Genomic DNA, 21745 nt, shown 5'->3' with positions numbered 1-21745 from the left:
CGGCCTGTGGCAGCCGCAAGGAGCTGCGTGGTGGCCGCCGATTTGTGAATAACTTTCCGCCGCGCCCGTTGGGCGTGGTGAGTTAGACTTCGGAGGCCGGGCGGTGGTGGCCGCCACCGCCCGGTGCATGCACATCCACGGCACGAATCTGCGCACTGAGCACATGATGCTTGTTTGGAGAATTTCGACTGTGGATGTGTCTCCAGGCCCCAACGAATGCTCAGACTTTTTCGCTTTGACGAATCTCTATAAGTCCTTCGTTCAAGCCTGCAGCTGCATGCCCAATGTCGGCCCAAGCTCTCCGGAGCGCAACCTTCCATTGGCTTATGAAAGCTTCCCCACCCAGCGGGCTGTCACCGGCCCCTGACTCCTGTCTTGCTTCTCCTGCGGCGGACTCCTGCCCGCCACCCCCACCGGTTCCTGCCCCTGTCTATGAGGCCTTCATCGGCATTGACTGGGGGGATCAAAAGCAGTTTTACACCCGGCGCGATGTGGCCCAGCCCACCCGGTTGCACCGCGGCAGCTTTGCCACCGCCGAAGTATCAGCCTGGTTGCAGCAACTGCGCACCCACTTTGGAGGCCACCGCATTGCCGTGGCCGTGGAGCAGAGCCGCAGCGTGCTCATTTATGCCCTCATGGAGCACACTGACTTCATCGATATTTACGCCATTCCCACCCTGGCTTCAGCCAACTACCGCAAGGCTTTTCGCTCCAGTGGAGCCAAGGCCGACAACACCGATGCCGATGCCATCGAGGACATGCTCTACCGCCATCGCGACCAACTGCGTCTGTGGCAGCCTGATGATGAGCAGACCCGCCTGCTGGACGCCCTGTGCCGCAACCGCCGCCATGCGGTGGATGAGCGCACGGCCCTGACCAACCAACTCACCAGCCAGTTGAAGTTGTGCTATCCGGTGGCCCTCGAGTTGTGCCGTGAAATGGCCAATCCCATGCTCTTGGAACTGCTGCAACGCTGGCCTACTCTCCAGAAGCTGCAGGCGGCCAAACCCCATCGGTTGCGCTCACTCTTCTACAAGCACCACGTGCGGCGTGAAGCATGGGTGCAGCAGCGACTGGACCTCATTGCCAAAGCTACTGCGCTGGTTCACGACCATGCCGTGCTGCTGCCTGCTGAGTTGGAGGTAGCCCGACTGGTGCGCCAGTTGCGCACCTTGCTGCCGGCCATCGAAGACTACGACAAGCGCATCCACGAACTCTACGAAGCGCATCCCGATGCCTTCATCTTCAAAAGCCTTCCCGGTGCGGGGGCGGCGCTGGAACCCCGACTGCTGTGCGCCATGGGCTCGCAGCGGGAGCGCTGGGCCGACGCCCAAGCCCTGCAGAACTTCAGCGGCCTGTCTCCGGTACGCAAATCCAGCGGCAAGACCAGCCTCATCCTGCGACGTCACGCCTGTCCCAAATACCTGCGCCAGACCTTCCACGAGTTCGCAGCGTGTTCCATCAAGTTTTGCGACTGGGCGCTCCAGTTTTATGAGCGTCAATGCGCCAAGGGTAAAAACCACCACACGGCCGTCCGAGCCCTGGCCTGGCGCTGGCTGCGCATCCTCTGGCGCATCTGGAAGGATCGCAAACCCTACGACCAATCCATCTTCACTGCCTCTCAAAAGCGCCACCAGTCAGATGACACATCACAGCTTGCTCCAACTTGAGGTGAACAAAATCATCATTCCACGCTTGCAGACCGTCTCAGACTATCTCCAAGGCGCTTCGCGCAAGGTGGCCCATCGCAGAGTCGAGTCTCGCCACGACGGTTGTTCAGATCACGAGACGTTTCTGATTTCTTCATTTATATGTTAACCTGACGCACATGCGCAGAGGGCGGAACGCGATACCGCACTCCACGACGGAAAGCGATCCTTCCACGTGCCAGATGAAAGCGAACCAAAGCCATTGTTCGAGACCCCCCGAGGCACTCCATCCCAAAGTTCAACGCACATGCGCGAAACAAGCTCACCCCTAACTCGGGTGAACCTCGAAGTGGCCGGTGCATCAATTCACCCCACCCCAAAAAAACAACCGGCACGGGATTCCACGCCCGTGCCGGTTTTATTCCTTATTCTACTTCACACTTAACATGCAAGCCATCGCTCCGAGTCGGCTCGATGCGCCTACATTTTACTTCAACTATTCGGAGCGGTAGAAGCCATCAGGATTGTACATCCAGTAGCAGTCCATCGGATTCAGGCGCGGCAGGGACATGTAGAGGCGGCCCTTCTCATCGCGGGTCTCACCAGCCACGCCCGTGTCTGCTTTGCCCACGGCACTCGCCATGGTGCGCAGCTCGCCCTTGGCGCCCTGTCCCACATCCGGATGCATGAGCGTGCCGGTCTCCTCGATTTCCTCAACGATCGTGTCCACCCACTTGAGCTTCTGCGCTTCGTCGCCGAACTCGCTCCAGTCACCCGTGGAGGCATGGGCATACATCTGCTTGATGAACTCTTCGCGGCTCACGCCCATCTTCTGCGCCACAGGCTCGGCCAGACGGCGCCACCATTCGTTCATCTCCTTCACCCACTCCTGCTGCTGCGTGAGATTCCCACCGCCCAGGCCGGAGATCTGGTGGTGCAGGATGACTGCATTCGGGTATGCATAGGACTTCTCAGCAAGAGTCGTGATGCACGCCGCCATGCTCGCAGCGAAGGACTTCACCACCACATACACGGGAGCCTCGCTGCCCTTCATGGCCTTCAGAATCTTGTACCCTGCCATCACAGATCCACCAGGCGAGTCATCGATCACGATGAACATGGGCAACTCGCGGTCGCGGTTGTTGAAGTAATTGATGCGTGCCACGATCTGGTCCGCCGAGGTCATGGTGATGGGGCCATTCAGCGGGATGCGGCGGTCAGAGAGCACCAGCTTCCCTCCCTGCATGGGGTCCTTCAAGTAAACCGGTGCCTTCAGCGCGTAGTTGCGCGACTCGGCCTGCTGCTTGTCCAGGTCGATCTCAGAGGCGAGCTTGGCGATTTGCAGCTTGGCCTCATTCTCCACCGAGCGGATGGCGGCGAACTGGGTCTCCGCCTCAGCCTTGGCGATGTTGCTCTCCAGCGTGGCCTTTTCGTACTGCTTCTTCAGCGCGGCGAGTTCCACATCCTGCTTGGCCTTGTCCTGGTAGTCCTTCAGCTCCTTGCTCGCCTTGAGTTCATCCAGCTCCGCCTGCATGCGGGCCGTGGCCAGCCGGCGCTCCGAGAGCTCCTTGTCCAGAGTCGCCTGGGCCAGGGTGACCTGCGCCGTGAGTCGTTCTTTCTCAAGGCTCAAGCGCTGCACCTCGTCACGCATGCACTGGAGCGGGTCCGGCGCGGGAGTGGGTTCGGGGGCAGCCTGGGGAACGGGCTCTATCGCTTCGGTGGGTGGGAGGCCGGCAGCACGAACTGCCGTGAAGGGCATGCTGGTGGTGAGTACCGCCAGGGGCATCACGAGCGTGATGAACTTGTTGGAACGCATGTGGTTATCTGGATGTTCGATGTGTGGTTACTGAGCACAGGGCATGATTGACCTGCAGGGAGAGTAAGTGGGCTGTCGGCAGTGGGAGGTCTGCCGGGGAAGACTTTGGCTTGGGAGGAGCCAGGCTAGATGCCCGCCCCAGTTGGTCCAGGGAGTCTCGCATTTCGCTGGCACGTATTGCAGCGATCATGCCAGACTTAGTAAAGATTTTTTTGAGGAATCTCCGTCACTCTCGGCATCATCGTGCACACTGCAAGAAAGGCACAAGAGCGGGAGTCTCTTATGCATCACCAGCAGCGCGCGGATATATACGCGAGAAGCTCCAAATATCTAACGCCGCGTGACACATTCGTGGGCACTGCAAAAGGCAATACGCTCAGTGATTGCACCGCTTTAAAGGACGGGCCTCACATTGATAGCTGAGTAAACGCAAAGCAGCGAAAGCAGCAGATCAGCCGAGGTATCCAGAAACGAATCTGTGGCGTGAGACAGTGACGCGTAGCGTCCCTGGACTGCGGCAGCCTGCTGCCGCTTTGAAGAGTCCACAGCCTGCTGTGGCGATGGTAACACTCGGTTATGAGATGACACGTCCCTAAGAGTTTGGCGACTGCGTCGCGTCATCACGCACAGCAGGCTGCACGCAGTCCGGGGCCTGCGGCTCACTTATATATCGCGCGCCACCACCCAAAACATTTCCCCACCTCACACCCTCTCCCACCTCAACTTCTTCAGCACCGCATCAAATCCCAATCCCGTCCCCTCACGGTCCACCTCCAGCCTGCCACCCTTGGACCGCATCCTGCCAAAGAAATCATCCTGCGCGAAGAGATGCTCTGTGCACAGGCCGCAAAGATCTAGCCTGTCTCCCAAGGTACCCCACGCCATCGCGGCTTCATATGCGGCGAAGCTCTGGCCTATCGCATGATCCATCGCAGAGGTCATGACCACGCGCGTATACTCCGGCAGGTCACTCACGAGATCGCGCCATTCACGACGTCCCGGTTTCAGCACGGCAATGTCGAATCCTTCCACCGCGCCGCGCAGTTGTTTATCCAGCGCAAGTCGCACGCCACACGTGGCCTGCGTCTCCGCCCACTGCGCCGCATCATACGGGAAAGGGTCCTCCACATAGTCCAGCCGCTCACGCACGCGGGGTGACATCCACTCCATGAAGTTGCGGAACTGGTACGGCTCCAGGCAGGAGTTGAAATCCACGCGCAGACGAATGCTACCCGTCGTGTCCTTCGAAGCAAAGCTGTCCATCCATCGCAACACCTCACCCACATTCGCCCACCCCTTGGTCTTGATGGCCTGCCAGCCCTCTTCAATCACGCGCTTAATCTGCGGCGGGCTCGGCTGATTCTGATCCCACGAATAGTGGCACGGCGGGACTTCCAGATTCGCAAAAAGACTCTCGCCACGCCTGCGCGCCTCGCCATCCACCGCCGCCATGTGCAGCGCCCGCTCAATGACCTTCGTGGTGCCGCCCTCTCGCAGCAACTCAAGTTGCTCCTCAATCGGCGGGTCGCCAAACTCCGGCCACGGATGCAGGCAACCAATGCCCACGTCATCCACCTTGATGAGCGCCCCATGGAAATCCCGCCTGCGCGACACCGCATTCAGCGAGCCGCGGGAGTAGAGGGTGTAGGGGTGGTAGTGGATGCTCAAGGGCTGAGGCGGCGGTGTGCTTTGCTTACTTGCTCGGCTTGAAAGCAAGATACAACAGGTAGCTGCAAATCGCGATGGCGGTCGACAAAACAGTGACCGCCAATGAAGGGATGCCTTCGTCCTTGAGATAATACCGCAGGCCTAGCGCACTCACCACGAGGGACGCGGTGATTGCAAAGGCGGTCGATGCTACAGACATGATGGATGGAGGGAAGGTGGCATTAGATTGTGGCGCCCTGCAATTCGGTTCCCAACATCAGGCACCCTCACCAGAAAACGCCATCCGCTGGCAAGGGAAGCATGGTTGCAATCCTGCTTCGCCGCTGCCTCCTCTACGCCGAAGGCGATGCACATGTCCAGCCCAGGGTAAGTCCGGGAAGCGGACGCCACCCTGGGTATACGACGAGAAAGCCGAACCCTGAAAGGGTTCAACACACGCCGAAATCCAGCCTTGCATCGAGCGTTCATGGAGCAACCATTCGCACTGCTGAAACCGGATATCCGAACCAAAATCCAATGCTGAAGAGGATGGAGAACAGAACCAACACAGCCCCAGCTTTGGCAAGGGTGCGATTCAAAGCTTCTGATGGCTCAGCTTGAATATCCCTTCGGATGGCCTGCATGAGAAAGAGGCAAAACCCTGGCAGCACGCACGCCTGAGGATAACGCATTCCTCCCGGCCAGATGGCGAAGAGCCAGGACAGCCCCAGTAGCAGCACTCCTGTGAACAGAGCGTCAATCTCCCTCCTCGCAAACGTCTTCCCAAACCTCACCGCCAGCGTCCTCTTCCCCGTCTTCGTATCTTCATCCACATCGCGGAAGTTATTAATCGCAATCAGCACCGTGGAAAGCATGCCCACCTGCAGCCCCGCCACCAGCGCCTCGACATGCCACTGGCCACTCTGCACAAACGCCGAGCCCGTCACGGCCACCAGACCAAAGAAGAGCACCACGAACAGCTCACCCAATCCCCGATACGCCAGCGGCACCGGCCCACCGGTATATCCATAGCAGAACCACAACGACGGAATGCCAATCGCGATGATGGGCCATCCGCGATAGATGATGAGCGGCACCGCCAGCAGCGTGGCCAGCACCAGCACGCCCGCTGCCACGAGCATGACCGTGCGTGCGGACATCATCCCAGAGGCCGTGATGCGAACCGGCCCCAGCCGCTCCTTCGTATCACTGCCCTTCATGGCATCCACCGCGTCATTGAAAAGATTCGTCGCGATCTGCAGGCAGATGCACGAGCCCAGCGTCGCCAGCATGAGCCACACACAAAACTTCCCGCCCAGCGTCGCCCCCACCACCGTTCCCACCAGCACCGGCGCAATGGCCGCACCAAGCGTCTTCGGTCGTGCAGCAAGGATCCAGGGAGTGATTTTTGAGGGCATGTGTGTGGGAGAAATGGAAGCGCCTGACCATGCGCCGGAGAAGCGGGTCGGGCAAGGACGAGAAGCGGTGTAAGCTTCACGAACGATCCAGATGCCGTGACGCGAAGCGTCCTTGGACTGCGCGCAGCCTGCTGCCGCTTTCCCTCAGTGCAGCCTGCTGCACGCTCCACCGCGACGAAGTCGCCTATTTCAAAAGGAAGTGTTACCTTATGAGCGAATGTTGCCATCGCCACAGCAGGCTGTGGACTCTTGAAAGCGGCAGCAGGCTGCCGCAGTCCAAGGACGCTTCGCGCCACAGTGCGACATCTTTCGGAAATTTACGCTATCCCGCCCCCTCTGCGGTTAACCCGAATCGTCCCCATCACCACAACCCCGCAAAGATCCTGCCCCTCCGCCCGTTCCCTGCACTCTCCCGATGCTTTCTCGCCTCCGCTCTCCCCTTTCGCTCTCGCACCTGCTCGCCGTGTCCCTCGGCACAGCGTGCCTGCTTCCGAGCACAACCAGCTTCATCTTTGCTGCGGAAGCAGAAGCCACACCCAAGCCCGAGCAAAAGACCAAAGGCCCCGAGGACCCGCCCAATCCGCCCGCCGTACCGCACAGCACCACGTGGCAGCATGAGGAACTCCGCCGCTTCCCCGCCGCCGAGGCCAATCAAGGCGTGGCCGTGGATGACACGCACGCCTACGTCATCTCGAACTCCGCCATCGGCAAGTATCGCAAGGACACCTTCGAAAAAGTCGCCGAGTGGAAGCAGCCGAAGGGCGGTCCGCTCATCCATCTCAATGCCGGCATCGTCCACAACGGCAAACTCTACGGCGCGCATTCGAATTTCCCCGGCATCCCCATGACCAGTTCCATCGAAGTGTGGGACACCTCCACCATGCAGCATGTGGACTCCCACAGCCTCGGCATCGACATGGGCTCACTCACCTGGATCGAGCCGCAGAAGGATGGCACGTGGCTCGCCTGCTTCGCGCACTACTCCAAGGACAAGCCGCGCACCGGGCGCGACCCTTCGTGGACAGAGCTGGTGAAGTTCGACTCCGAGTGGCGACGCACCGGCGGCTGGGTCTTCCCCACTGCGCTCACCGCGCACTTCGGTGGCAGCAGTTGCTCCGGCGGCGCACATGGACCGGAGGACCTCCTCTATGTCACCGGCCACACCTGGCGTGAGCTCTACGTGCTGAAATTCCCCACCGCAGGCTCCGTGCTCGAGTGGGTGGATACCATCCCCATCAGCGCCGAGGGACAGGCCTTCAACTGGGACCCGAAAGAGCCCGGCATCTTCTACGGCATCATCAAGCGCACGAAGGAGGTGGTTGTCTCGCGCATTTCCAAACGCCCGCCTGCCACTACCGACGACACGAAAGCAAAAGCGAACGCGGAGGCGAAACAGGAAGACACCGGTGCCAAACCATCCAGCACCCTGAGCGAAGAAGAGCAGCGTCTCGGTTTCACCCCCATCTTCGATGGCACCTCTGCCGACGGTTGGGAACACAAGGGCAACTGGGTCATCGATGAAGAAGGCGCCTTCTATCGTAAAGCCAAGGGCGGCGACCTCACCTACAAGAAAGCACTCGTGCCAGATGACTTCGAACTGCGCTTCGAGTGGAAGGTCTCCAAGGGTTGCAACAGCGGCGTCTATTACCGCCCCGCGCAGTACGAGTACCAGGTGCTCGACAATGTGAACAGCCCCTACGGCGAAAACCCACGCCAGGCCGCAGCCTCCCTTTTCTTCTGCATGGCCCCCAGCAAGGATGCCACCAAACCCCTCGGCGAGTGGAACACCGCCCGCATCCTTTGCAAAGGCAACGTCATCCAACACTGGCTGAACGAAGAGAAGGTGCTCGACTTTGATTACACCGACCCGAAGTGGGCCAAGGAAGTCGAACTCCTCCGCATCCGCGGTGCCGACCTCAGCAAGCGCGGCGCCAACCTCAAACTCCAAGACCACGGCCAGGACGTCTGGTTCCGCAACCTCCGCTGGCGCACCATTCCCACTGACGAAATCGTCACCGCCTCCCCCGACTTCACCCCCATGCCCATTCCTCTTGCCGCGCTGGAGAAAGAAAACGCACGCGTGCAGCAGATGCTGAACCCAAAAAAGAAGTAGGCAGTTTTCAGTTTCAAGTTTTCAGCATGGACGGATGCAAATCCTGCGTTCCCTGAATCATCCGTATTCCTCAGTCTCCGAAGTTTCCTCTGCGTCTCTGTGTCTCTGCGTTGAACTCACTGCACCCATTCCTCCCAGCACCTCCCCCATGAATCGCCGCCACTTCCTTTCCACCACCGCCGCCACGCTCGCCGCATCCGCCGCCTCTTCCTCCTTTGCCGCGGGTCCCGGTGAAAAGAAAATGCGCGTCGCCGTCATCGGCCACACCGGACGCGGCGCCTACGGCCACGGGCTCGATACCATGTGGCTGAAGATTCCCGAGTCTGAAATCGTCGCCGTAGCAGATGCCGACCCAAAGGGCCTCGAGGGCGCACAGGCCAAGCTCAAGCTCAGCAAGGGCTACGCCGACTACCGCAAGATGCTGGAGGAAGTGAAGCCCGACATCGTCTCCATCGGCCCGCGCCACATCGACCAGCATCATGAGATGATCATGGCCTCCATCGCTGCCGGCGCGAAGGGCATCTACCTTGAGAAACCTTTCGTCCGCAGTCTCGTGGAGGCCGATGAAGTGGTGAATGCCTGCGCGAAATCGAAGTGCAAACTCGCCCTCGCCCATCGCAATCGTTATCACCCCGCGCTGCCCCGCATTGTCCAACTCATCAAGGACGGCGCCATCGGTCGTCCTCTTGAATACCGCACCCGTGGCAAGGAAGACCCGCGCGGCGGCAGCCTGGATCTCTGGGTGCTCGGCTCACACCTCTTGAACCTCACGAACTTCTTCGCCGGCGACTACCTCGCCTGCACCGCCACCGTCTTGCAAAACGGCAAGCCCGTGACCAAGGCGGATGTGGTGGACGGCGCCGAAGGCATCGGACCGCTTGCGGGAAATGAAGTGCACGCGCGCTTCGAGATGCAAAGCAGCCTCCCTGTCTTCTTTGATTCCGTGCAGGGTGCTGGCGCGAAGACCGCCGGCTTCGGCGTGCAGATCATCGGCAACGGCGGCATCATTGATCTGCGCATCGATGAAGAACCGATTGCCCACTACCTGGAAGGCAGCCCCTTCCGCCCCGTCACCAAGCCCCGCGCCTGGGTGCCGATTTCTTCTGCTGGCATCGGCAAGCCGGAACCGATTGAGAATCTCAAGGAACTCTGCGGCGGCCACCTCCTCGCCGGACAGGACCTCATCGCCGCCATCAAGGAAGATCGCGATCCCCTGTGCAGCGCCCAGGAAGGCCGCACCACCATCGAAGCCATCTCTGCAGTGTTTGAGTCGCATCGTCTCGGCGGCCAGCGCGTGACCCTGCCGCTGAAGACACGGCAGAATCCGCTGACGTTGCTGTAGGGTGATTTTCACTGTGTCCAATTGTCTGTAACTGTGCACGCTCTGGGAGGTTCACAAGTCCTCGCCGACGAACCATCACGCGCGAAGCGCCTTGGACTGCGTGCAGCCTGCTGCCGCTTTCCAGAGTCCACAGCCTGCTGTGGCGATGATGACACTCGCTGGTAATCCCCAGTTCAACGGAGAACGACAGGCGACTTCGTCGCGGCACAGCGTGCAGCAGGCTGCACTGAGGGAAAGCGGCAGCAGGCTGCACGCAGTCCAGGGACGCTGCGCGTCACAGCATCCGGCTCAATCGTGTTTATCTACGCTTGCTTGGATCCATTTGAGCCCTATCACTTCACACATGGCATCTCCCTCCCTCCCCTGGCACATCACCCCCGCCGCTGACGAAGACGCCCCCGAGTGCGACCCCATCCGCGAGTGGCTCCGCCAGCACAACTGGACCTCCAATCCGGAGTTCATGGAGAAGTGGACTTCGCCAGAGCACGAAGCGAAACCACTCGTGCTGACTGCGAAGACATCAGAAGGCGAAATCATCGGCGGCCTCCTCGCCCACACCCAGTTCTCCTGGTTGCGCATCTCCATCATGTCCGTGCATCCCGATTGGCGCAGCCACGGCATCGGCGCGGGTCTGCTGGCAGAAGCAGAGCACATCGCAGCCCAACGCGGTTGCATCCATGCACACGTGGACACCATGTCCTACCAAGCGCCGGGGTTTTATCAAAAGCATGGCTACCGCATCGCCGGTGAATTTCCCGATTGGGATTCGCACGGTCATGCGAAGCTGCATTTCCTGAAGTCGCTCAAGTCCGCATCGTTACCATCGCCGTCGTCGTCCCCATGATCATCCGCCCCTTTCGCGCCGAAGACGAAGCGGCCATCGTCGCCCTGTGGGTGAAATGCGATCTCGTGCGACCGTGGAATGACCCCCGCAAAGACATCCAGCGAAAGCTGCAAGTACAACCCGAGCTCTTCCTCGTCGGTGAGGAAAGCGGACACCTCATCGCCTCCGTCATGGCAGGCTATGAAGGACATCGCGGCTGGTTGAACTACCTCGCCGTGGATCCCGCGCATCAGCGCCGCGGTCACGCTCGCGCCCTCCTTTCCGAGGCAGAGCGCCTGCTGCTGGAGCGCGGCTGCCCGAAGATCAATCTGCAGATTCGCACCACCAACGCCGCAGCCGCAGCCTTCTACCACGCGCTCGGCTATGGATTGGATGAGGTCATTTCCATGGGCAAGCGCCTGGTGCACGATGAGCCGTCTGTGTGAATGCAATATCGCTGGGTTATCGAAGCTGCGCCGAAGGCCTTGGACTGCGTGCAGCCTGCTGCCGCTTTCCTGAAGTGCAGCCTGCTGCACGTTGCACCGCGACGAAGTCGCCACTCTTTCCTGGGGCTTTACCATACAAGCGAGTATCACCATCACCACAGCAGGCTGTGGACTCTGGAAAGCGGCAGCAGGCTGCACGCAGTCCAGGGACGCTGCGCGTCACAGTATCTGGATCATACCTGTGCATCACGCTCCTGTGCCGTCCTTCTGTCTCACAAGAAGACCCTGAGACAACCACAACTTCGCCGCAACAACCCCACCGCGCCTTCGTTCTACACGCGCTCGCCGATTTGAAATTTATCTTCCTCCGCGCGTCATGACCTTGCCGTCCCGACTTTTTCCCCTGCTTCTCGCCCCCCTCCTAATCTGCGTGCCACTCGCATCACACGCCGCGGAGAAGTCGTCGAAGCCTCCGATGAATGTCCTCTTCATCGCTGTGGATGACCTGCGCCCGGAGCTCGCCTGCTACGGCGCGGCGCACATGAACACACCGCACATCGACCGCCTCGCGCAGGAAGGCACCTTGTTTGAAAACGCCTACTGCCAGTTCGCCGTGTGCAATCCCTCCCGCGCCAGCGTGCTCGGCGGGGTGCGGCCCGACACCACGAAGGTGATGGCGAACAACAAATTCCTCCGGCCCATGATGCCGGACGTGGTCACACTCCCGCAGCATTTCAAGAACCACGACTACACGTCCCTCTCCCTCGGAAAAATCTTCCACCACAGCGAGCGCGAACCCGGCGATGACCCGCAATCATGGAGCGAGCCCGCGTGGTATCACGGCGAGCCCTACCGCCAGTGGTTCACGAAGGAATCGAATGACTTCCTCGCCAGCCTCAAGAAGCTGCCACCCGACAAGCGCCCCAAGATTCTGCGCGCACCACCCTTCGAAGCCTCGCCCGAGTCTGACGATGTCTACCCCGATGGCATGACCGCGCTCAAGGCCATCGAGACTCTGCAACGCGTGAAGAACGAGAACAGGCCCTTCTTCCTCGGCGTGGGTTTCGTGAAGCCTCATCTTCCCTTCACCTGCCCGCAGAAGTACTGGGACCTCTATCCCGAGGAGAGCATCAAACTCCCGGACAACTACTGCCGCACCAAAGGCGCACCCGAGCCCGCCTTTCACAATGGCTACGAACTCCGCACCTACGGCGGCATCCCCGCCACGGGCGATATCGATGACGCCACCGCGCTGAAGCTCATCCGCGGCTATCGCGCCTGCGTGAGCTTCATGGATGCACAAGTCGGTCGCGTGCTCGCGGAACTCGACCGCCTCGGCCTGCGTGAGAATACCCTCGTCGTCTTCTGGGGTGACCACGGCTACCACCTTGGCGAGCACCGCCTCTTCACGAAGATGACCAACTTCGAACTCGGCACGCATGTCCCGCTCATCGTACGCGCTCCCTCTTCCGCGCAAAGGGCCGCCGGTCAGCGCAGCAGCGCACTGGTGGAACTCGTGGATCTCTACCCCACCCTCACCGAGCTCGCCGGACTCGAACTACCCACCCATCTCGAAGGCACGAGCTTCGCTCCCCTGCTCCAGGAGCCCACCAAGCCCTGGAAGAAAGCCGCCTTCAGCCAGTACCTCCGCCCCGGCAAGGAAGGAATCATGGGCCGCAGCGTCCGCACCACCGACTGGCGCTACACCGAGTGGAAGGACCGCGAAGGCAATGACATGGGCGTGGAGTTGTACGACGAAAAGAAGGACCCGCAGGAAGATACCAACATCGCCAGCGATGCCGCGAATGCAGACAAGATGAAGGAGATGTCCGCGATTCTGCACGCGGGGTGGAAGGTGGCGGGGCCGAGGTAGCCATGTAGCTGCAAGGGACTCATGATGGGTGAGTTTGAGTACAGGGTGTTCAACGCAGAGACACAGAGACGCAGAGAAAACTTCGGAGACTGAAACTGAACTGATGTTCTTGGTTGTCGTCATTCAGGATTTCTGAGCGCTCTCCCTCAGTCTCCGAAGTTCCTCTGCGTCTCTGTGTTGAATCCAATGCAGCCCGCCACACCCACATCCCCTTTTGGCTGACCACCTCAAACTACTGCAAACTCCCCCATCTTCTTCTTGTCTCCCACGCCCCGCTCCTCCATTCTCCCCATGTGAGCGCCCCTGCACACGCCGCCACCGTCATCCTCATCCGCCCGATTCAAGAGGCTGACATCTCCGAGTTTTATCGTGTGCTCAGCGACGTGTGCCGCGAGCGAAAATATCTCGCTGCCCTGGAGCCGCCTCCCTTCGAGGGCACCGAACGTTTCATCAAAACCAACGTGCAGAAGGATCATCCGCAATTCCTCGCTTTCGTGGATGGCGAACTCGCGGGCTGGTGCGATGCCATTCCCGGCGATGTCTCTTCAGGAAATGCGCATATAGGTCGCCTCGGCATGGGTGTCGCGAAGCCGTTTCGCCGTCAGGGCCTCGGGGCGAAACTCATGCATGCCGTGCTCGACAAGGCACGCACCAAAGGTCTGCTGAAAATCGAGCTCTCCGTCTACGCCTCGAACATCCCCGCCATCGCGCTCTACCAGCGCTTCGGCTTCGAAGAGGAAGGCCGCAGAATACGCAGCCGTTTCGTTGATGGCCACTATGACGACGTGATCATGATGGGCCTGTTCCTGGACACCTGACTCCACATTCGCATCCGCACCCCATGAACACCACGGAAGACGAAGACATCACCCGCGATGGCATCCACTTCCGCCGCGCGGAAAAGGAAGATGCCGCCGCCATGGTTGCGCTCCATCGCGCTGCCTTCCGCACGGCTCTCCCTCACATTCCTGAGCTCCACACTCCGGCGGAGGATCTCGACTTCTTCACCCGCGTGCTCGCCCGGCAAGAGGCCGCCACCTGGCTCGCCGTCTCCAGCCTCGCGGGTGAGCCCCTGGGCTTCATCACCTTCTGCCCTGGTGCCGTCGAGCATCTCTATGTGCACCCCGCGCATCAGGGCCAGGGCCTCGGCACCGCCCTCCTGCGCCTGGCGATGCGCGAAAACGTTGAACTAAAACTCTGGGCCTTCCAGCGCAACACCATCGCCCGCCGCTTCTACGAAAAGCACGGCTTCATCGCCGACCGCATGACCGAAGGCATGGGCAACGAAGAGCGTGAGCCGGACATGAGGTACGTGTGGAGGCAAGACGATACTCCCAGGACGTAAGAGGATGAGAACGGGCGCGCACTCAGGCAGGCATTCCCCATGCTCAGTGAATTGAAAATGGCGACATAGACGAATGATCCGGATGCTGTGACGCGAAGCGTCCCTGGACTGCGCGCAGCCCTGCTGCCGCTTTGAAGAGTCCGTAGCCTGCTGCGGCGATGGTGACACACGCTCGTAGAGTGGAATGTCCGAAACGCTTGGCGACTGCGTCGCGGTGAAGCGTGCAGCAGGCTGCACTTGAGGAAAGCGGCAGCAGGGCTGCGCGCAATCCAAGGACGCTTCGCGTCACCTGTCTGGCTCGTTCGCTGACGTTCATGCTCACTGCGGGCACTACTGACCACATGAACTAATCCAGCGTCTGCCTGTACCTCTTCACCCCGATAAACATCACCACCGTGGCGAACAAGGCAATCTGCCAGAGCTGCAGCCCCATCTCCGTGGCGCCATTCCCCTTCAGCAAGATGCCACGGATGATCCTCAGGAAATGCGTGAGCGGAAACACTTCACCAATCATCTGCGCCCACACCGGCATGCCACGGAAGGGAAACATGAAACCCGACAGCAACAGCGACGGCAGGAAGAAGAAGAAGGACATCTGCATGGCCTGGAGCTGATTCTTCGCCAGGGTGGAGAACATGATGCCCACGGCCAGATTCGCCACGATGAAGATGAAAGCGGCGAGCAGCAGCAGCACGAGGCTGCCGGACATGGGCACCTGGAAGAGGAAGTGCGCCGCCAGCAGGATGACGGTGACCTGCACATAGCCCATGAAGATGTACGGAATGATTTTCCCCGTCATGACCTCCAGCGGACGCGTGGGCATGGCGAGCAGGTTTTCCATGGTGCCGCGCTCGCGCTCGCGCGTGATGGCCAGCGAGGTGATCATCACCATGGTCATGGTGAGCACCACACCCATGAGGCCGGGCACGATGTTGTACTGCGTGATAGCCTCCGGATTGTACTTCGCGTGAATGCGCAGGTCCACCGGCCCCTCCGTACCCGCGAGAAAGCTCAGTGGTCCCTTGAGATCATTCACCAGTGAAGAATTCACCAGCGTGCGGAGGGAGCTGATGGCATTGCTGGTAGCGCCCGGATCCGTGGCATCCGCCTCCACGAGCAGCACAGGACGGTCGCCCCGCAGGAAGTCGCGTGTGAAGTTCTGCGGAATCTGAATCACAAACTGCACCTCACCCCGCGCCAGCAGGTCATACGCCTCCTGCTCGCTGGTGGTCTCTTTCACGAATTGGTAGTAGCCGCTGTTCTTGATGGCCTGCAGCAGGGTGCGCGCCTGCGGTCCATGGTCCGCCAGGTGCACAGCGGCAGGCAGGTTCTTCGGGTCCGAGTTGATGGCGAATCCGAAGAGCACCAGCTGCAGGATGGGAATGCCCACCATCATGCCAAACGTCAGCCGGTCCCGGCGCATCTGCACAAACTCCTTGATCACAATCGCCGCGAAGCGTGTGAGGGAGAAGCGGGAGTTCGTATTCATATCATGTCCTGATGGAAACCATCATTTCGCAAAGTTGTCCTTCGAGTGCTCCATGAGGTGGATGAAGACATCCTCCAGTCCCGGCTGAATCTTCTCCCACTCCATCCCGTCCTTCCGGTAGGGCGCGATGGCCCTCTCCAGCGCCGCTGCATCCGTGCCACTCACATGCAGGGACGTGCCAAACGCCACCGCCTGGCCCACACCCTCCTGCTCGCGAATCTTCTCCGCGAGAGCTATCAACCCCCGCCCGCGCACGGCCCACGTGGTGATGCCCGCCTGCTCGATCACCTGTGGCACGGTGCCGTTCGTGAGAAGGTTCCCGTACGCAATGTACGCCAGCCGGTCGCACTGCTCCGCTTCATCCATGTAGTGCGTGGTGATGAGAAACGTGAGCCCTTTGTGCGAAAGCTGGTGGATGCGCTCCCAGAAATCACGTCGCGCTTTCGGGTCCACACCTGCGGTCGGTTCATCCAGCAGCAGGAGATTGGGACTATGAATCAGGCACGCCGCGAGCGCGAGACGTTGTTTCCATCCACCGGAGAGCTGGCCTGCGAGCTGCCGTTCACGACCCGCCAGTCCCAGCTCCTCGATGCTCTGCTGCACTGCCCGCTTCCGATTGGGCACCCCATACATGCGCGCCACGAAGTCCAGATTCTCCGCAATGCTCAGGTCTTCATAGAAGCTGAAGCGCTGCGTCATGTAGCCCACGTGCTTCTTGATCTCCGCGCTCTGGGTGATGATGTCATACCCCAGGCAGGTGCCACTGCCACCGTCTGCGCGCAGCAGCCCGCACAGCATGCGGATGAAGGTGGTCTTCCCGCTGCCATTCGGTCCCAGGAAGCCGTAGATCTCCCCGCGCCGCACCTGCAGGCCGATGTCATTCACCACGGTGCGCTCGCCAAAGCGCTTCGTGACGCCTTTCACATCGATGATGAGTTCTTCCTTTTCCGGCATGGCGCGGGGGATCCTGCTTGTTTGCTTACTTGCGGCGCACATCCACCGGCTGGCCGGGATTCAGCTTGGCCGCTACGTCAGGCTCGAACAGCAGCTCAATCATGAATACCAGCTTGCTCCGGCTCTCGCGGCTGTAGATCACCGGCGGGGTGTACTCCGCCTGCGGCGAGATGAAGCTCACCGTGCCCACCATGGGAGCAGCACCGTCGATCGAGACTTCCATTTTGTCCCCGTGCTGCACACTGCCTATCTCCGGCTCGGGAATGAAAGCACGCACCTTCACATTCGCCGGTGGCAGCAGTGCCACCACGGGACGGCCCGCCGCGACCCACTCGCCTTCGCGATAGAGCGTATCAAAGACCACGCCGCTCTTCGGCGCTTTCTGCTGCTTCTGCGCGAGGTCCCAGTTCGCCTTTTCCAGCGTCGCTGCCCTGGCCTTCACCTCCGCCTCGGCCGCCGTGATTTGGTCCTCGCGCTGGCCGAGCTTCGCCGTCTGCAGCTCCGCTTCCAGCTCCGCCACGCGGTGCCGGTTCTGGTCATACAGGTTCACCGCGCGATCCACATCTTCCTTGGAGGTGGCACCCGTGCCGACAAGCTTCTTCTGCCGGGTCATTTCGGACTCGGAATAGGTCAGCGCCGCTTTCATCTGGCCGAGCTGCGCCTCCAGGGCCGCCATCTCCGTGGGACGTCGCCCCTTCTTCACATCCTCCAGCGTGGCCTTCGACTGGCTCAGCCGGCGCTGTGCTTCTTCCACAGCCGCCTTCTCTGGAATATTGTCCAGCTCGAAGAGCATATCTCCCTCCTTCGCCTGGTCCCCGCGCCTCACGTGCAGCTTCTGGAGCTGTCCTGCGAGCGGCGAGGCAACATACACATACTCGCCCTCCACATAGCCCTGGATGATGCCGGAGTTCCCCCGCTCGCAACCCGTCAAGCCAGCGAGAAACGCTGCGGCAAGCAGAAGCCGGATACATCCAGATAGGGGGTGATGGTTCATGATGGTCGTCTTCATCGCTTGCATGATGATGATGATGATGGTCAGTTCCCCCGCACCTCCGGGACCAGCGCGCCCTCCAGCACCACGGTCACGATGCCGAGGTAGCCCTCCCGTGGCGAGAGCCCCATCTCTGTCATCTTCACCGGGTTCACAATCGCCGTCGTGGCCGCGAGCAGGATCTCCACGATGAGCTCCGGCGGCACATCCTTGCGCACCCGCCCCTCCTTTTTCCCCTGGGCGAAAAGCTTGCCGAAATGCCTCGTAATCATCTCCCGCCTCCCCTGCTCCACAATCGCAAAGAGCTGCGGTGCCTCGCGCTTGATGTCCCGCACAAAGGGCGGTGTGATCTCCCGCGTGTGCTCCTGCATGCACGCCAGCAGCTCATGCAGGGCAGAGGCAAAATCATGCGAGTCATCTCCCGTGATGCGCTCCATGTCGCGCATCGCCCTCCCAAGCTTCTCCCGCATCACCGCCTCCACCAGCTCCAGCTTGCTCGTGAAGTGCGCGTAGAGCGTCTTCTTGCTCATCGCCAGCTCCTGCGCGAGGTCATCCATCGTCACGCCCCGGAACCCGTGGGCAAAAAAATGCTGCCGTGCACCTTCGATGATGCGCTCGCGTGCGGGATGGTCTGGAGAAGCTTTAGCAGGCTCTGCACTCACCCTCGCAGCCGGCCGCGCAACACGCGCCCCACCTTTCCTCGCCGCCACCACCTTCACCGCACTCTTGCGAATGGTAGCGGAGGGTCTGGGCTTTCGTTTCGCATTCATAGCACCTAGGAAACTAGAATAGTATCTTTAGTTTCCTGAGATATGCAAGTGACTTTTTCCGTGCGATGAAGGCGTTCAGGGAGAGTGGGTCCGATGCACCACCCCGCTGTCGCTTTGCAGAGTCCGTCTCGCGGAGCGAATGCGTCAGGTCAATTTGCACAAACAGGGCAATGGCGTACTGCACACCAACTCAACGCACCAAGTCGCTTTGCGTCTTGGAGTGCGGTGGCAAAGGCCTCCCTTGAGGCCGCGACACCGCTTTGAACGAAGGAGTCTCACCCTACATTCCTGCAGACCTTGAGTAGACCCAACATCGAAGCTTCCGAGTGGGAGAGCGTCTTGGGAATTGGACCGTGATTTCGCTCCTTGATGCTCATCTCCCCGCTCAAAGCGGTGTCGCGCTTGAAGCTTGCCACCGCACTCCAAGGCGCAAAGCGCTCCTTCCACATAACAGACAAAAACAGTCCCACGTCTCTGTTCGCTGCATCAGTCGTTCTTGCCCCCTTAACCTCCCCCACTCCTCGACGCGCACTTGTCCCACTGACAATTCACACCTTCGCCCGACCACCCTCCACCTCCGCGGCTCTCTTCCCAGCCCGCCACTGGCGCCTGTACCGCAGTAAGCTCAGACACATAAAACCAACACCGATCACGAAAGCTTCATTTGCAGCGGAGGTGAGACTCCCGACCACCGCAATCGTCCCTCCACAAATGGCGAGCATTTCACCGGAATGCTCGCCGCGGCACGAGCACGCCTCACAGGAAACTCCGCCCGAGCCCCACCGGGCCTGGAGCCCTTTCCCGCACTTGGGACAAAAATGGTTGCTCATGCAGCCAACATATCGATTCACGTTCGCCAATGCAAGACAGGAGGGCGCGGGAAGAAAGGACCCAGTCCATCGGCCTTCGTACCACTCCCAAAATCTTCTTCAGGTGCAAGCTCCGGAGGCAGCGCCTGCGTTTCTCTATATAGGACGAGTGCGCGCGTGACATCCCGCGTCTGCAGGCGCACCCCGCCCCCTCCACCCCATGCCCCCCATTTCCCGCCGCCATTTCCTTACCCACACGGTCACTGCCACCACGGCAGCGCTGGCCGGGCATCACGCGCTCATTCCTACCACCACCGCGGTCGCGGCCAATGTCACCGTAGGCCCCGGGCACAAGGCGCCCTTCAAGGTGCTCTACAGCAATGACACCACGAACATCACCGGCTGCACCGCCCCCTGGCACCCGAAGGGCGCGCCCCTGCGCAAGGAGATGATCGAGGCCAGCGTGGATGAGGTCGCGGGCACTGGAGTGGACGCGCACCTCCTGCAGCCCGGCCTCGGCATGGTGCCCATGTGGCCCAGCAAAATCTTCCCGCTCAAGGAGCACTACGAATGGATCGAGCAGCGCTACGGCACGAAGCCGGACTCCTTCGGGAACTTCGTCCTCCACGGCGGCGATATCGTGAAGATCTTCCTCGATCGCTGCAAGGCCCGCGGCCAGGCAGGATTCATCTCCATCCGCTTGAATGACGCGCATCACAAGGAGCGCGCCCTCTTCGAGCCCAAGGACAAGCCCGGCACCAGCATCGGCATGAGTGTCACGCGGCACTATGTGGAACATCCGGAGTACTGGCTGCGCGAGAAGTCCGAAAAGGGTCGCGGCTACGACCTTGTGCAGAACTGGGCCGAGCGCGAAGTGCGTGCGCACAAGTTCAAGCTCATCGAGGAACTCTGCGAGACCTACGACCTCGATGGCATCGAGCTCGACTTCATGCGCTTCTACAATTTCTTCCGCCCGGAGGAGACGAACCAGGCACAGCGGCGCGAGATCATGACCTCCTTTGTCAGTGATGTGCGCGCCCTGCTGAAGCGCACCGAGATTGGTGGGAAACGCCGCTGGCTCTGCGCACGCGTGCCCGCCATCCTGAAGGCGCACGACCCACTCGGCATCCACCTGCCCGACATGGTCGCCGCCGGGCTGGACATGGTGAACCTCTCCGTGAGCTACTTCACCGTGCAGCAGACGGACCTGGCGGCCATCCGCACGAGCATCCCTGATGCCGCGGTGTATCATGAGATGTGTCATTCCATTTGGAATGGGACGAAGATTGTGCCCGGCTACGATACCTTCCCCTTCCGCCGCACCACGAAGGAGCAGTACAACACCACCGCCCACCTCGCGTATGCACGCGGTGCGGATGGCGTGAGCGCCTTCAACTTTGCCTACTACCGCGAGCACGGCGGCCCCGAACGCGGTCCCTTCAGCGAACCGCCGTTTGAGGTATTCAACAAGATGGCAGACAAGGAGTGGCTCGCACGCCAGCCGCAGCACTGGTTCCTCGCTCCCGGTTGGAATAATCCCTTCGAGCGCCCGCCCCTTCTCCCGCGGAAGGTTGAGACCGGCGACACGGCCCTCTTCACCCTCGACCTCGCCCCGCCCAAGGACGGCTGGCAGCGCAACGGCCGCCTCCGCGTGCAACTCGCTCCCGAGTACCCCACCGGAAGGTGGAAGGCCTTCATCAACGGCACCGAACTCGCCGCCAATGCGATGGTGTCCGAGCCCTTTCCCAATCCCTACACCACCATGCTCGGTACCCCCGCACAAATGCGCGCCTGGGCCGTGCCTGCGAATCTGCTCATCGATGGGAAGAACAAGATCGAGTTCACCCTCGAATCCGGCGAGCCGATGGAGATTGATTATTTTGATCTGGCGATGGTGTGAGAAGCACACTGTAGCCCTGGGCGCGCTGGCCTCCGGCCGGCGATGCTGCGTGGCCGTGTCGTGCTCTTCGTCCATTTGCGATGCTGACAGCACACGGTGCAGGTAGACCACCAAGAGACGTTGCGACGTCGCCACGCTGCCGCTAGCATGCGATCGATATGGGACAGCATGCAACGTGCAGCGAGTGCAGCTTCAATTTCTCGGGCGGGCACAGCCACCACACGAGTGAATCGAGGTGCTTCTGCATCGCGTGCCTCACACGTTTCAGTTGTCCCACAGAAGCCCGAATGGGGCCTCGCGTGGGTGAAATCATCGAACTGCAAAGAGTCGTGCAATCCGGCACCCGAAAACGACCGGGAG

General features: G+C 60.7%; 17 protein-coding genes. 9 read left to right on the top strand and 8 right to left on the bottom strand.

Annotated features, from left to right (window positions below; translation table 11 throughout):
* Nucleotides 1-326 precede the first annotated feature (326 nt).
* A complete protein-coding gene (locus G5S37_RS10035) occupies nucleotides 327-1670 on the top strand; it encodes an IS110 family transposase (RefSeq protein ID WP_165203308.1) in 1344 nt (447 codons plus the stop codon).
* 475 nt (nucleotides 1671-2145) lie between these two features.
* Here G5S37_RS10035 and G5S37_RS10030 read toward each other — a convergent pair whose 3' ends face one another.
* From G5S37_RS10030 to menA, 4 genes are all read right to left on the bottom strand, one after another.
* Nucleotides 2146-3465 carry an ATP-dependent Clp protease proteolytic subunit gene (locus G5S37_RS10030; RefSeq protein WP_165203306.1) on the bottom strand — a complete coding sequence of 440 codons (1320 nt, stop codon included), beginning with the start codon at nucleotides 3463-3465 and terminating at the stop codon, nucleotides 2146-2148.
* 702 nt (nucleotides 3466-4167) lie between these two features.
* Nucleotides 4168-5133, bottom strand: a complete 966-nt coding sequence (locus G5S37_RS10025) for an enolase C-terminal domain-like protein (RefSeq protein WP_165203304.1) — start codon at nucleotides 5131-5133, stop codon at nucleotides 4168-4170.
* Nucleotides 5134-5158: 25 nt separating this feature from the next.
* Complete coding sequence (locus tag G5S37_RS10020) at nucleotides 5159-5332, bottom strand: hypothetical protein (protein ID WP_165203302.1); 174 nt, start codon at nucleotides 5330-5332, stop codon at nucleotides 5159-5161.
* Nucleotides 5333-5597: 265 nt separating this feature from the next.
* Complete coding sequence (gene menA / locus G5S37_RS10015; RefSeq protein ID WP_165203300.1) at nucleotides 5598-6530, bottom strand: 1,4-dihydroxy-2-naphthoate octaprenyltransferase; 933 nt, start codon at nucleotides 6528-6530, stop codon at nucleotides 5598-5600.
* Between the two features lie 415 nt (nucleotides 6531-6945).
* Here menA and G5S37_RS10010 point away from each other — a divergent pair, with 415 nt between their 5' ends.
* The 7 genes from G5S37_RS10010 (at nucleotide 6946) to G5S37_RS09980 (ending at nucleotide 14472) form a co-directional block, all read left to right on the top strand.
* Nucleotides 6946-8643: a DUF1080 domain-containing protein gene (locus G5S37_RS10010; protein ID WP_206026379.1), complete on the top strand. Its 1698-nt coding sequence runs from the start codon at nucleotides 6946-6948 to the stop codon at nucleotides 8641-8643.
* Between the two features lie 148 nt (nucleotides 8644-8791).
* Complete coding sequence (locus tag G5S37_RS10005; protein WP_165203298.1) at nucleotides 8792-9985, top strand: Gfo/Idh/MocA family oxidoreductase; 1194 nt, start codon at nucleotides 8792-8794, stop codon at nucleotides 9983-9985.
* 343 nt (nucleotides 9986-10328) lie between these two features.
* Nucleotides 10329-10829 carry a GNAT family N-acetyltransferase gene (locus tag G5S37_RS10000; protein WP_165203296.1) on the top strand — a complete coding sequence of 167 codons (501 nt, stop codon included), beginning with the start codon at nucleotides 10329-10331 and terminating at the stop codon, nucleotides 10827-10829.
* Nucleotides 10826-11254, top strand: coding sequence for a GNAT family acetyltransferase (locus G5S37_RS09995; RefSeq protein WP_165203295.1), 429 nt, complete (start codon nucleotides 10826-10828; stop codon nucleotides 11252-11254). Before G5S37_RS10000 ends, G5S37_RS09995 begins: the two co-directional genes overlap by 4 nt.
* Nucleotides 11255-11684: 430 nt before the next feature.
* Nucleotides 11685-13127 (top strand): sulfatase, encoded by a 1443-nt coding sequence (locus G5S37_RS09990; RefSeq protein WP_240914846.1) that lies wholly within the window; start codon nucleotides 11685-11687, stop codon nucleotides 13125-13127.
* A gap of 293 nt (nucleotides 13128-13420) precedes the next feature.
* A complete protein-coding gene (locus G5S37_RS09985; RefSeq protein ID WP_165203291.1) occupies nucleotides 13421-13945 on the top strand; it encodes a GNAT family N-acetyltransferase in 525 nt (174 codons plus the stop codon).
* A gap of 23 nt (nucleotides 13946-13968) precedes the next feature.
* Nucleotides 13969-14472, top strand: coding sequence for a GNAT family N-acetyltransferase (locus G5S37_RS09980; protein WP_165203289.1), 504 nt, complete (start codon nucleotides 13969-13971; stop codon nucleotides 14470-14472).
* Nucleotides 14473-14818: 346 nt separating this feature from the next.
* Here G5S37_RS09980 and G5S37_RS09975 read toward each other — a convergent pair whose 3' ends face one another.
* Genes G5S37_RS09975 through G5S37_RS09960 form a run of 4 tightly spaced genes read right to left on the bottom strand, consistent with a single transcriptional unit; the run spans nucleotide 14819 to nucleotide 18676 of the window.
* Nucleotides 14819-15961: an ABC transporter permease gene (locus G5S37_RS09975; RefSeq protein ID WP_165203288.1), complete on the bottom strand. Its 1143-nt coding sequence runs from the start codon at nucleotides 15959-15961 to the stop codon at nucleotides 14819-14821.
* Between the two features lie 21 nt (nucleotides 15962-15982).
* Entirely contained in the window at nucleotides 15983-16915 is a 933-nt protein-coding gene (locus G5S37_RS09970; protein WP_165203286.1) for an ABC transporter ATP-binding protein, read from the bottom strand.
* A gap of 25 nt (nucleotides 16916-16940) precedes the next feature.
* Nucleotides 16941-17909: an HlyD family efflux transporter periplasmic adaptor subunit gene (locus G5S37_RS09965; protein WP_165203284.1), complete on the bottom strand. Its 969-nt coding sequence runs from the start codon at nucleotides 17907-17909 to the stop codon at nucleotides 16941-16943.
* Between the two features lie 41 nt (nucleotides 17910-17950).
* Nucleotides 17951-18676 carry a TetR/AcrR family transcriptional regulator gene (locus G5S37_RS09960; protein WP_165203282.1) on the bottom strand — a complete coding sequence of 242 codons (726 nt, stop codon included), beginning with the start codon at nucleotides 18674-18676 and terminating at the stop codon, nucleotides 17951-17953.
* A 1029-nt stretch (nucleotides 18677-19705) separates the two neighbouring features.
* Between G5S37_RS09960 and G5S37_RS09955 the strand changes: the two genes are divergently transcribed.
* On the top strand, nucleotides 19706-21385 hold the full coding sequence (locus G5S37_RS09955) for a hypothetical protein (protein WP_165203280.1): 1680 nt from the start codon (nucleotides 19706-19708) through the stop codon (nucleotides 21383-21385).
* The last annotated feature ends 360 nt before the right edge of the window (nucleotides 21386-21745 follow it).

It is taken from the genome of Roseimicrobium sp. ORNL1 (assembly GCF_011044495.1).
GTDB lineage: Bacteria > Verrucomicrobiota > Verrucomicrobiia > Verrucomicrobiales > Verrucomicrobiaceae > Roseimicrobium.
The sequence above is the reverse complement of the archived record's forward strand: the minus strand, read 5'-3'. Positions and strand labels throughout refer to the sequence as shown.

Excerpts from the sequence above, each read along its gene's own strand:
- G5S37_RS10035 (WP_165203308.1), top strand. The coding sequence starts at position 327 with ATGAAAGCTTCCCCACCCAGCGGGCTGTCACCGGCCCCTGACTCCTGT.
- G5S37_RS10030 (WP_165203306.1), bottom strand. The coding sequence starts at position 3,465 with ATGCGTTCCAACAAGTTCATCACGCTCGTGATGCCCCTGGCGGTACTC.
- G5S37_RS10020 (WP_165203302.1), bottom strand. The coding sequence starts at position 5,332 with ATGTCTGTAGCATCGACCGCCTTTGCAATCACCGCGTCCCTCGTGGTG.
- menA (WP_165203300.1), bottom strand. The coding sequence starts at position 6,530 with ATGCCCTCAAAAATCACTCCCTGGATCCTTGCTGCACGACCGAAGACG.
- G5S37_RS10010 (WP_206026379.1), top strand. The coding sequence starts at position 6,946 with ATGCTTTCTCGCCTCCGCTCTCCCCTTTCGCTCTCGCACCTGCTCGCC.
- G5S37_RS10005 (WP_165203298.1), top strand. The coding sequence starts at position 8,792 with ATGAATCGCCGCCACTTCCTTTCCACCACCGCCGCCACGCTCGCCGCA.
- G5S37_RS10000 (WP_165203296.1), top strand. The coding sequence starts at position 10,329 with ATGGCATCTCCCTCCCTCCCCTGGCACATCACCCCCGCCGCTGACGAA.
- G5S37_RS09995 (WP_165203295.1), top strand. The coding sequence starts at position 10,826 with ATGATCATCCGCCCCTTTCGCGCCGAAGACGAAGCGGCCATCGTCGCC.
- G5S37_RS09980 (WP_165203289.1), top strand. The coding sequence starts at position 13,969 with ATGAACACCACGGAAGACGAAGACATCACCCGCGATGGCATCCACTTC.
- G5S37_RS09975 (WP_165203288.1), bottom strand. The coding sequence starts at position 15,961 with ATGAATACGAACTCCCGCTTCTCCCTCACACGCTTCGCGGCGATTGTG.
- G5S37_RS09970 (WP_165203286.1), bottom strand. The coding sequence starts at position 16,915 with ATGCCGGAAAAGGAAGAACTCATCATCGATGTGAAAGGCGTCACGAAG.
- G5S37_RS09965 (WP_165203284.1), bottom strand. The coding sequence starts at position 17,909 with ATGAACCATCACCCCCTATCTGGATGTATCCGGCTTCTGCTTGCCGCA.
- G5S37_RS09960 (WP_165203282.1), bottom strand. The coding sequence starts at position 18,676 with ATGAATGCGAAACGAAAGCCCAGACCCTCCGCTACCATTCGCAAGAGT.
- G5S37_RS09955 (WP_165203280.1), top strand. The coding sequence starts at position 19,706 with ATGCCCCCCATTTCCCGCCGCCATTTCCTTACCCACACGGTCACTGCC.